Raw genomic sequence first — 10221 nt, 5'->3', positions numbered from 1 at the left:
CTCCCGGAGATCGCCACCGACTTCGGGGTCTCCATCCCGTCCGCGGGACTCCTGGTGACCGGGTACGCCCTCGGGGTCGTCGCCGGCGCCCCGGTGATGACCATTCTCGGCACGAAGATCAACCGCAAGACGATGCTCATGCTGCTCATGGGCCTGTTCATCGCCGGGAACCTGCTGTCGGCGGTCGCGCCTGCCTTCGGGGTGATGCTCGCCGGGCGGATCGTCGCGTCGCTCGCGCACGGGGCGTTCTTCGGGATCGGCTCGGTCGTCGCGGCGGAGCTCGTCGCGCCGGACAAGCGGGCCGGGGCGATCGCGATCATGTTCACCGGGCTCACGGTCGCCAACATCGTCGGCGTGCCGCTCGGGACGTTCGTCGGGCAGGCGGTCGGCTGGCGGGTCACCTTCGGGATCGTCGCGGCGCTGGGCGTCGTCGGGCTCGCCGGAGTCGCGAAGCTGGTGCCGGATCTGCCCCGGCCCGAAGGAGCGCACCTGCGCAAGGAGCTGGCCGCGTTCCGGAACATCCAGGTGGTTCTCGCGATGGCGATGACGGTGCTCGGCTTCGGCGGCGTCTTCGCCGCGATCACCTACATCGCCCCGATGATGACCGAGATCGCCGGGTATTCGGCGGGCGCGGTGACTTGGCTGCTGGTGCTGTTCGGCATCGGCATGTTCCTCGGCAACCTGACCGGCGGCCGGTTCGCGGACCGCAAGCTCATGCCCATGTTGTACGTCAGCCTCGGCGGGCTCGCGATCGTCCTGGCGTTGTTCACCGCCACCGCGCACAGCAAAATCCTCGCCGCGGCAACGATTCTGCTGATCGGCGCGCTCGGCTTCGCCACCGTGCCGCCATTGCAGAAGCGCGTGCTCGACCAGGCACACGGCGCGCCGACGCTCGCTTCCGTCGTCAACATCGGCGCGTTCAACCTCGGCAACGCGCTGTCCGCGTGGCTCGGCGGCGTCGTGATTTCCGCCGGATTCGGCTACACCGCACCGAACTGGGTCGGGGTCGCGCTCGCCGGTTCCGCGCTCGGCCTCGCGCTCTTGTCGGCCGCGCTCGAACGCCGTCCGCGCGTCGCGGCGGCGGAACCCCTTGTCCAGCACTGAGAAAGGCAACTCGCATGACTGTCCCCCACGTCCGCCTCAACAACGGCGTCGACATCCCGCAGCTCGGCTTCGGCGTCTTCCAAGTCCCGGACGACCAGACCACCGCCGCGGTGGCCAGCGCTCTCGAATCCGGTTACCGCAGCATCGACACCGCCGCGATCTACGGCAACGAAGCTGGCGTCGGACGCGCCATCGCCGAATCCGGGATCTCCCGCGAGGACGTCTTCGTCACCACCAAGCTGTGGAACGACGACCAAGGCTACGACTCCACCCTGCGCGCCTTCGACGCCAGTCTCGCGAAACTCGGTCTCGACTACGTAGACCTGTACCTGATCCACTGGCCGACGCCTGCCCGCGACCGCTACCTCGACACCTGGCGTGCCCTGGAGCACCTCGTCAAGGACGGTCGCATCCGAGCCGCCGGCGTGTCCAACTTCCAGCCCGCGCACCTGCGTCGCCTGCTCGACAACAGCGACCTCGTGCCCGCGGTCAACCAGATCGAACTGCACCCCGGTCTGCAGCAGACCGAACTGCGCGATTTCCACGCCGAGCACGGCATCGCGACCGAAGCGTGGAGCCCGCTTGCCCAGGGTGCGGTCCTGGCCGACCCGGCGATCACCGAAATCGCCGCGCGCACTGGGAAATCCCCCGCGCAGGTGGTGCTGCGCTGGCACCTGCAGCTGGGCACCATCGTGATCCCGAAGTCCGTGACGCCCGCCCGGATCCGGCAGAACTTCGACGTATTCGACTTCGAGCTGACCGAGAGCGACCTCGCCGCGATCGCCGCCACCGACCGCGGCCTGCGTACTGGGCCGGACCCGGATCAGCTCAACTGATCATTGCGGCGCAACGGAAAACCGCGCCCCCGCTCCTCGACGCCGCATTGAGTGCTCGGCATGCACTCGATGCGGCGTTCGATGCGTCTGCCGCACCCAATGCTTCGGTGGGCGACACAGAGCTGTCGCGGATCGGTGCGGCGCGGCCTGGGCCGTGGCTGGGACCCGGCGGCTGACCGGTCCGTGTCTGGGACACTGCGACTCCGGGCTAGTTCCGCACAAGCCGGGTAGCCGTGACCCCGTTCGGGAAAGCCGTCCGCTCCGCCACCGAAAACACCGTCGGATCGAACCCGCCCTCCACCATCGGGATGCCCGCGCCCGCCACCACCGGGTAGCTCTTCAGCACGATCTCGTCGATCTCCGGCAGCAGCGCCCCGGCCAGTTTGCCGCCGCCGCACAGCCAGATGTCTTTCCCGGTTTCCTCCTTCTTCAGGTCTCTCACCAGGCCGACCGGGTCGCCGGGGACGACGGTCACCGCCGGGTCGAGGTCCGGTTTCAGCATGCTCGACACGACGTACTGCCGCAGGTGCGCATAGGGACTGGGCACGGTCGGATCGAGCTGGTGGGTCGCGCGGCCCATCACCACGGTGTCGAACCGGCGGTTCGGGACGTCCGCGACACCGGCGCCGGCGCGGAAGGCGGTCGGGATGGTTTCCGGGTACAGCGAGTTCAGGAATCCCAGGTAGGCGGGAGTCTGCTGGGCGTCGCCCTGCGGGAAGAAGTCGAACTCGCCCGCGGGGCCGGCGATGCGGCCGTCGAGGGTGACCGCGACGTAGTACACGAGCTTTCGCATCTAAAGACTCCATCTATAGTACTATGTTTGAAGTGGTTTGAACGTACAACTACAGCTGGAGTGGTGTCAAATGGTCCGGAGGAACGACCAGCGGCGGGCTGCGCTCGTCGACGCGGCGATCGAGGTGCTGGCGCGCGAGGGTGCGCGAGGACTGACGTTCCGGGCGGTCGACGGGGAGGCCGGCGTGCCCGCGGGCACCGCGTCGAACTACTTCGCCAATCGGGACGAGCTTTTCACGCAGGCCGGGGCTCGGGTGTACGAGCGGCTGCAGCCCGACGACGACTCGATCCCGCCCGGGCGCGGGGACCGGGAGTCGTATGCCCAGTTGATGCGTGAGCTGGTCAGCCGGGTCGCGGCGTTTCGGACCGGGTATCTCGCGTTGCTGGAGCTCCGGCTCGAGGCCACTCGACGGCCGGAACTGCGCAAGGTGCTGACGGAGCGGGTCCGGGCCGACGTCGACGCGAACGTCGCGTACCACGAAGCGTCCGGGCTGCCTGGCGACGCCACGGCGGTCAAGCTGCTGATTCTCGCGCTGAACTGGCTGATCGTCGAACAGCTGACCCTGCCGGACGTATTCGACGAGGCGGAGCGGGAACAATTGATCACCGAAGCGGTCGAACGGATCGTCGCCCCCGAATAAGGACTATCCGGGAGGAAAAGAACCGTTTCCCGGCCCGCCCTCGACCGGAAATTTAGGTTTGCCTATCGTAATCTCCGTGCAGTGGGCAGACGCGGTTCCGAACCTGATGATCGGCTTGCGCGAGGGACTGGAAGCGGGCCTCGTGGTGAGCATCCTGCTGGCCGCGCTGCGCAAGATCCGGCCGGAAAGCGGCACGGTGTCGACGGCTCCGGTGTGGCTGGGCGTCCTGGGCGCGGTGACCGTAGCGGGCAGTTTCGCCACGATTCTCACCTTTTCCACGGATGTCCTTTCTTCCCGGGCGCAGCAGATCGTCGGCGGCTCGTTGAGCGTGCTCGCGGTATTCCTCGTCACCGGCATGGTGTTTTGGATGCGCCGGACCGCGATGGGGCTTTCGGCGCAATTGCGCGGCGAAGTCGAACGCGCGGTGGCGATCGGCGCGGGCGCGCTGACGCTCACCGCGTTCCTCGCTGTCGGCCGCGAGGGCCTGGAGACCACGCTGTTCCTCTGGACGGCGGTGAAAGCGTCCGGCACCACGGTCGCGCCGCTGACCGGAGCGGCGCTCGGGCTCGGCCTCGCGATCCTGCTGTGCTGGCTGCTCTACCGCCGCGCGGTACGGCTCAACCTCGGCGTTTTCTTCAGCCGCACCGCTTTCGTGCTGATCGTCATCGCGGCCGGGGTGCTGTCCTACGGCCTCGGCGACCTGCAGGACGGGGGAGTGCTGCCCGGCCAGAGCTGGGTCGCCTTCGACCTCACCGGCACGCTGGACCCGAACTCGTGGTGGGTTTCGCTGATCAGCGGCGTCACCGAGCTGACGCCCCGGATGACCGTGCTGCAGGTGACGGCCTGGCTCGCCTACCTCGCCGTCGTGATTCCGCTGTTCGTCAAGGCCGGTCGGCAGCCGGTCGAGCGAAAGCCCGAGAGCGAACCGGCACCAGCCGGGAAGTGGGAACGGCTCGCGGGCACGCACACCGGGATCGTCGCCGGCGCGCTGGTGCTCGTGCCGGTCGCGGTGGCGGCTTTGGTGGTCGCGGCCCTTCCCGAAGCCGCGACGGGTTCCGCGATCACGGTGACCGACCACGACTGCGCGCCGGAATGGAAGTCCGCCTCGGCCGGGACTCAAAGCATCACCGTCACCAACAAGACCGCGAAGGCGGGCGAGATCCGGCTCGACGACAGCAACGGCGGGATCGTCGCGGAGATCGAGACGATCGGTCCCGCCACGAGCGCCACGATGTCCGCGACGCTCGGCGACGGTTCCTACACCTTCCACTGCCTGATGTCCGGGCAGGCCACCACCGCGTCGGCTCCGGTGCAGGTCAGCGGTGGCGCGGCTGGCAACGGCCCGGCCCCGGTCAAACCGGTCACCACCGAAGATCTCGCCGGCCCGAATCAGAAATATCTCGCGTACGCCGCCCAGCAACTCGGCACGGTGTCGACCGCGGTGGGCACGGTCCGCGCGGATCTGGCCGCGAACAACACTGACGCGGCGAAGAAAGACTGGCTGACCGCGCAGCTCGCGTGGGAGCGTGTCGGCGCATCCTACAACAGCTTCGGCGACGCGGGCACCGCGGTCGACGGCCTGCCCAACGGATTGCCCGCGAACACGGCCGATCCTGGCTTCACCGGATTGCACCGGCTGGAATACGGCTTGTGGCACGGCCAGGCTGGGGCGTCGCTGGTCCCGGTCGCCGACCAGCTCACCCAGGATCTCGCGACCCTGCGCGGAAAACTCGCCACCGACGACGTCGCGGGCGATCCCACGAAGCTGCCGATCCGCGCACACGAAATCCTCGAGGACGCGATCCGCGACCATCTGTCCGGAATGGACGATCAAGGCAGCGGGACCGCTTACCCCGCAACGGATGCCGACATCGACGTCACCCGCACCGTCTTGGCCGAGCTGACCCCGCTCCTCGACGAACGCGCCCCCGGCCTGGTCCAGACGGCGGAAAAGCAGCTCACCACGCTGCACGAAGCGCTGGCCGGCCACGCGCCCACGACCCTCGCCCAACGGCAGGCGGTGAACGGTGCGGCGGGAGCTGTCGTCGAGACGCTGTCCGCGGTGCCCACTCTGCTCGAAGTCCCCCCGAGCCACTGATCGGCTGGTGAATCCCGAAGTGACCAACGTCAATCGCCGCAACTTCCTGAAAGGCGCGGCCGCCGGCGCGGCAGGCACTGCGCTCACCGGAGGCGTGCTGATCGGCGGCGCCCAGGCCGACGAACGCTCCGCCGGCGCGGCACCGGCCCCGGCGACCGAGTACCCGTTCCACGGCGCCAACCAGTCCGGCGTGCTCACCCCGGCTCCGGCGGAGAAACAGGCTTCCGCGGCCTTTGTGGCGTTCGACCTGCTCAGCAACTCGAAGACAGACCTCGTCGCGCTCCTGCACACGCTGACCGACCGCGCGCGGTTCCTCACCACCGGCGGTACGCCGCCGAATCTGGGGGTCGGAAGGCCGCCGTCGGACAGCGAGGTGCTCGGCCCGTCCGTCCAGGCCGACGGCCTCACCGTCACGGTTTCGTTCGGTGCGAGCCTCTTCGACCGCGTCGGCCTCGCCGCGCGGAAACCGAAGAAGCTCACTCCGATGAAGATCTTCCCGGACGACGCGCCGGAAGCCGCCTGGATGCACGGGGACCTGCTGATCCAACTGTGCGCCAACAACCCGGACACGGTGCACCACGCGCTGCGCGACCTCACCCGGCACACCCGCGGCGCGATGCAGCTGCGGTGGAAGATGCACGGTTACAACCCGCCGCCGCGGCCGTCCGGCGCGGGCCGGAACCTGCTGGGGTTCAAGGACGGCACGGCGAATCCGGTCGGCGGCGAGGCGAGCGGGCTGGTGTGGGTCGACGATCCGGCCGAGCCCGCGTGGGCGCGCGGCGGCAGCTACCAGGTGGTGCGGCTGATCCGGATGCTGGTCGAGTTCTGGGACCGGGTGTCGATCAACGAGCAGGAGAAGATGTTCGGCCGCCGCCGCGATTCGGGCGCCCCGCTGGACGGCAACTCCGAGACCGACAACCCGAACTACGCCGCCGACCCGAACGGCGCGGTGATCCCGTTGACCGCGCACATCCGGAAGGCCAACCCGCGCACGCCCGCGACCGACAACCAGCGCCTGGTCCGCCGCTCCTACAACTACGACCTCGGCGTCGACGCGAACGGGGAACTCCAGGCCGGGCACGTGTTCGTCTGCTATCAGCAGGACGTGCGGCGGCAGTTCGAGACGGTGCAGCAGCGGCTGGCCGGCGAGCCGCTGGTGGACTACGTCCAGCCGTTCGGCGGCGGGTACTTCTTCACGCTGCCGGGCGTCCGCGACCGCAACGACTGGTACGCCAGCGCGCTGTTTGGCTGATCGAGCGCGCGCCGGGCCTGTCGGCAGGAGCGAGACCGATTCCGCACCCGCCGCCGAGAGCAACCCTCCTTGGGGCGGAGCTTCCCGGGGGCGAGTGCGCAGCCGGGTGCCAGATCTTTCCCGGTGGCACCACGCTCTGACCTGGGAATTTGCCGTTAGTGGTGCCGTAGTGGTGCCAAGCTGAGCCACCATGGCTTGTGGTGGTGCCAAGCGTGTGCCATAGTGGTGCCATGGACTTGACCACGTACGTAAGCAACCTCGGGCGGGAATTCGCGACGCTGGCCGAGGCCGGCGGCGAAGAGGGACGCGCGCTGGTCGAGCGGCTGACCGGATCGCTCGAATCGGCGATCCGGATGACTCTCCTGGACACTCTGTCCGGCGCCGTCGACGAGATCACCCGGGACCTCGCGCCCGGCTCGGTCGAACTGCGCCTGCGCGGCCGCGACCCGAACTTTGTCGTGACCGCGCCGCCCGCCGAACCCGCTCAGCCCGCCGCGCCGGCGGCCGATCCGGTTCCGGAGGCCGAACCGCTGTTCTCCGAGGACGGCCCGTCCGCGCGGATCAACGTGCGGCTGCCCGAACAGCTCAAGGCCGCGGTCGAGGAGGCCGCCGCCAAGGAGGGCCGTTCGGTCAACGCCTGGCTCGTCCGGGCGGCCACCGCGGCGCTGCAGCAGCGACCCGAACGCGAACAGCGGTTCGAGCCGCCCGGCGGCACGTTTTCCAAGCAGAGCTTCACCGGCTGGGTCCGGTAGCTCCGTTCTTCGCTGATTCTTTCACCCGTCTCTGACCTGCGGAGACGGCACACCTATCCGAAACGTGGGGACAACCATGCCTAAATTCGACACGCCCGACCCGATTTCCGTCACCCTCGACCTCGGCGTCGGCCAGGTGCGATTCGCCGCGAGCGACCGCGCCGACACCGTCGTCGACGTCCGTCCGTCCGACGACATGGACGCGTCCGACGTGAAGACCGCGCAGCAGGTCCGCGTCGACTACAGCAACGGCACGCTGCACATCACCGGCCCGAAGATGCGGGCGTTCGACTTCTCCCGCAAGACCCGCTCGGTCGACGTGACGGTCGAACTGCCCACCGGTTCGCGGATTTCCGCCGAGGTGCAGGCGGGTGCCTTCCACAGCACCGGGCAGCTCGGGCAGGCACGGTTCAAGACCGCCGCCGGGAACGTCAGCCTCGACCGCACCGGCCCGCTGCGCGTCGACACCTCGGTCGGCCACGTCACGGTCGAGGGGATCGCGGGCGACGCCGAGGTCTCCACCTCGTCCGGCAAGGTCCAGCTCGGTCCGGTCGACGGCACCGTGGTGGTCAAGAACTCCAACGGTGACACCACGATCGAGTCGGCCGGCGGCGAGGTCCGGGTGCGCGCGGCCAACGGCGACATCACGGTCGAGCACGCGGACGCGGGGGTCGACGTGAAGACGTCCAACGGCGCCATCCGGCTCGGCGAGATCGTCCGCGGTTCGGTCCTGCTCGAGAGCGCGATCGGCGACCTGCGGATCGGCATCGCGAAGGGCACCGCGGCCTGGCTCGACGTCAAGACCAACTTCGGCCACGTGCGCAACCAGCTGGAGACCTCGGCCAGCCCGGGCGAGTCCAAGGAGACCGTCGAGGTCCGCGGGCACACCGCGTTCGGCGAAATCGTCATCCACCGCTCTTGATCACAGGCTTGGAGAACCCTATGTCCAGCAACCATTCCGGACCGGCGATCGCCGCCACCGGACTGCGCAAGTCCTTCGGCGACCACGTCGTGCTCGACGGCATCGACCTCACTGTCGCGCGCGGCACGGTCTTCTCGCTGCTCGGCGCGAACGGCGCGGGCAAGACCACCACGGTGAAGATTCTGTCCACTTTGATCAATGCCGATGCCGGCGCGGCGCACGTCGCCGGGTACGACCTCACCGCGGAAGCGGACGGCGTGCGGGCGTCGATCGGGGTCACCGGGCAGTTTTCCGCCGTCGACAATCTGCTGACCGGTGAGGAAAACCTGCTGCTGATGGCGGATCTGCACCACCTCGACCGGGCCGCGCGGCGCCACCGCACGGCGGAGCTGCTCGAACAGTTCGATCTCGTCGAAGCGGCCAAGAAACCGGTGTCGACCTACTCCGGCGGCATGCGGCGGCGGCTCGACCTGGCGCTGACGCTCGTCGGCAGCCCGCAAGTGATCTTCCTCGACGAGCCGACCACCGGGCTCGACCCGCGCAGCCGCCGGGCGATGTGGGAGATCGTGCGCAAGCTCGTGGCCGACGGGGTCACGATTTTCCTTACCACGCAGTACCTCGAAGAGGCCGACGAACTGGCCGACCGGATCGCGGTGCTCGACCACGGGCGGATCGTCGCCGAGGGCACGGCGGAGGAGCTGAAGCGCCAGATTCCCGGCGGACACGTCCAGTTGCGTTTCGAAGACGAGGCCGACCTCGGACACGCCCAGCGTGTGCTGAGCGAAGCGACGCGACAGAACGACTCGCTGGTGCTGCGCGTGCCCAGCGACGGCAGCCTGCAGTCGCTCAAGGCGCTGATCGACCGGCTCGACGCGATGTCGGCGAAGGTCGACGAGCTGTCCGTGCACACCCCTGATCTCGACGACGTTTTCCTTGCCCTCACCGGCAATCCCACTGACGAAAAGGTGACTTCCCGATGACTGCTCCCGCTCTCGCCGGACCGGATCTGCGGTTCTATCCGGTGCGCGATTCGATGACCATGCTGCGCCGGAACCTCAAGCACATGCTCCGGTATCCGTCGATGACGATCATGCTGGTCGGCATGCCGGTCGTGTTCCTGCTGCTGTTCGTCTACGTGTTCGGCGGCACGCTCGGCGCCGGGCTCGGCGGGCCTTCGGGCGGCGGCCGGGCCGAATACGCCAACTTCGTCGCGCCGACGATCCTGCTGATGACCATCACCGCCACCGTGCAGGGAACGGCGATTTCCGTCGCGATGGACCTGACCGAAGGGGTCATCGCCCGGTTCCGGACCATGCACATCGCGCGGGTTTCGGTGCTGACCGGGCACGTGCTCGGCAGTGTGCTGCAGGCGTTGTTCGGGCTCGTGGTGGTCACCGGGGTCGCGCTGCTGGTCGGGTTCCGGCCCGCCGCCGGGGTCGGTTCGTGGTTCGCCGCGGTCGGGTTCCTCGTGGTGGTGGCGCTCGCGCTGGTGTGGCTGTGCGTCGCGCTCGGGCAGGTGAGCAAGAGCGTCGAATCGGCCAGCAACACGCCGATGCCGTTGCTGCTGCTGCCTTTCCTCGGCAGCGGGTTCGTGCCGACCGATTCGATGCCGGGCGCGCTGCGGTGGTTCGCCGAATACCAGCCGTTCACGCCGATCATCGAGACCCTGCGCGCGCTGCTGCTCGACCGGCCGCTCGGCAACCACCTGTGGTTCGCGCTCGGCTGGTGCGCCGTGATGGGCGTCGGCGGCTATCTCTGGTCCAAGAAGCTTTTCAATCGCGAATACGCACACTGAAAGGGGCATGGGGGATCACTGGCGAGGAG

General features: G+C 68.8%; 10 protein-coding genes. 9 read left to right on the top strand and 1 reads right to left on the bottom strand.

The features are described 5' to 3' along the window. Both H5411_RS38970 and H5411_RS38965 read left to right on the top strand, forming a co-directional pair. Nucleotides 1-1104: MFS transporter (locus H5411_RS38970; protein WP_183126663.1), on the top strand; the 1104-nt coding region annotated here is incomplete at its 5' end. A gap of 14 nt (nucleotides 1105-1118) precedes the next feature. Next, on the top strand, nucleotides 1119-1940 hold the full coding sequence (locus H5411_RS38965; protein WP_101435490.1) for an aldo/keto reductase: 822 nt from the start codon (nucleotides 1119-1121) through the stop codon (nucleotides 1938-1940). A 208-nt stretch (nucleotides 1941-2148) separates the two neighbouring features. On the opposite strand, the gene H5411_RS38960 is transcribed toward H5411_RS38965, so the two are convergent. Next, the gene (locus tag H5411_RS38960; protein ID WP_101435489.1) at nucleotides 2149-2733 is read right to left on the bottom strand and encodes a dihydrofolate reductase family protein; all 585 of its coding nucleotides are present in this window, start codon (nucleotides 2731-2733) and stop codon (nucleotides 2149-2151) included. Between the two features lie 70 nt (nucleotides 2734-2803). Between H5411_RS38960 and H5411_RS38955 the strand changes: the two genes are divergently transcribed. From H5411_RS38955 to H5411_RS38925, 7 genes are all read left to right on the top strand, one after another. Then, nucleotides 2804-3373, top strand: a complete 570-nt coding sequence (locus H5411_RS38955) for a TetR/AcrR family transcriptional regulator (RefSeq protein WP_101435488.1) — start codon at nucleotides 2804-2806, stop codon at nucleotides 3371-3373. A 76-nt stretch (nucleotides 3374-3449) separates the two neighbouring features. Then, nucleotides 3450-5471, top strand: a complete 2022-nt coding sequence (efeU, locus tag H5411_RS38950; RefSeq protein ID WP_167441880.1) for an iron uptake transporter permease EfeU — start codon at nucleotides 3450-3452, stop codon at nucleotides 5469-5471. 19 nt (nucleotides 5472-5490) lie between these two features. Continuing rightward, entirely contained in the window at nucleotides 5491-6723 is a 1233-nt protein-coding gene (gene efeB / locus H5411_RS38945; protein ID WP_167441879.1) for an iron uptake transporter deferrochelatase/peroxidase subunit, read from the top strand. Nucleotides 6724-6953: 230 nt separating this feature from the next. After that, entirely contained in the window at nucleotides 6954-7475 is a 522-nt protein-coding gene (locus H5411_RS38940; protein WP_101435486.1) for a YlcI/YnfO family protein, read from the top strand. A 76-nt stretch (nucleotides 7476-7551) separates the two neighbouring features. Continuing rightward, on the top strand, nucleotides 7552-8397 hold the full coding sequence (locus tag H5411_RS38935; protein WP_101435485.1) for a DUF4097 family beta strand repeat-containing protein: 846 nt from the start codon (nucleotides 7552-7554) through the stop codon (nucleotides 8395-8397). A 20-nt stretch (nucleotides 8398-8417) separates the two neighbouring features. Further along, nucleotides 8418-9377, top strand: coding sequence for an ATP-binding cassette domain-containing protein (locus tag H5411_RS38930; protein WP_183126662.1), 960 nt, complete (start codon nucleotides 8418-8420; stop codon nucleotides 9375-9377). Beyond that, the gene (locus H5411_RS38925) at nucleotides 9374-10192 is read left to right on the top strand and encodes an ABC transporter permease (protein WP_183126661.1); all 819 of its coding nucleotides are present in this window, start codon (nucleotides 9374-9376) and stop codon (nucleotides 10190-10192) included. Before H5411_RS38930 ends, H5411_RS38925 begins: the two co-directional genes overlap by 4 nt. Nucleotides 10193-10221 lie beyond the last annotated feature (29 nt).

The organism is Amycolatopsis echigonensis (genome assembly GCF_014174495.1).
GTDB lineage: Bacteria > Actinomycetota > Actinomycetes > Mycobacteriales > Pseudonocardiaceae > Amycolatopsis > Amycolatopsis echigonensis.
This window is presented reverse-complemented; position numbering and strand designations above follow the sequence as displayed.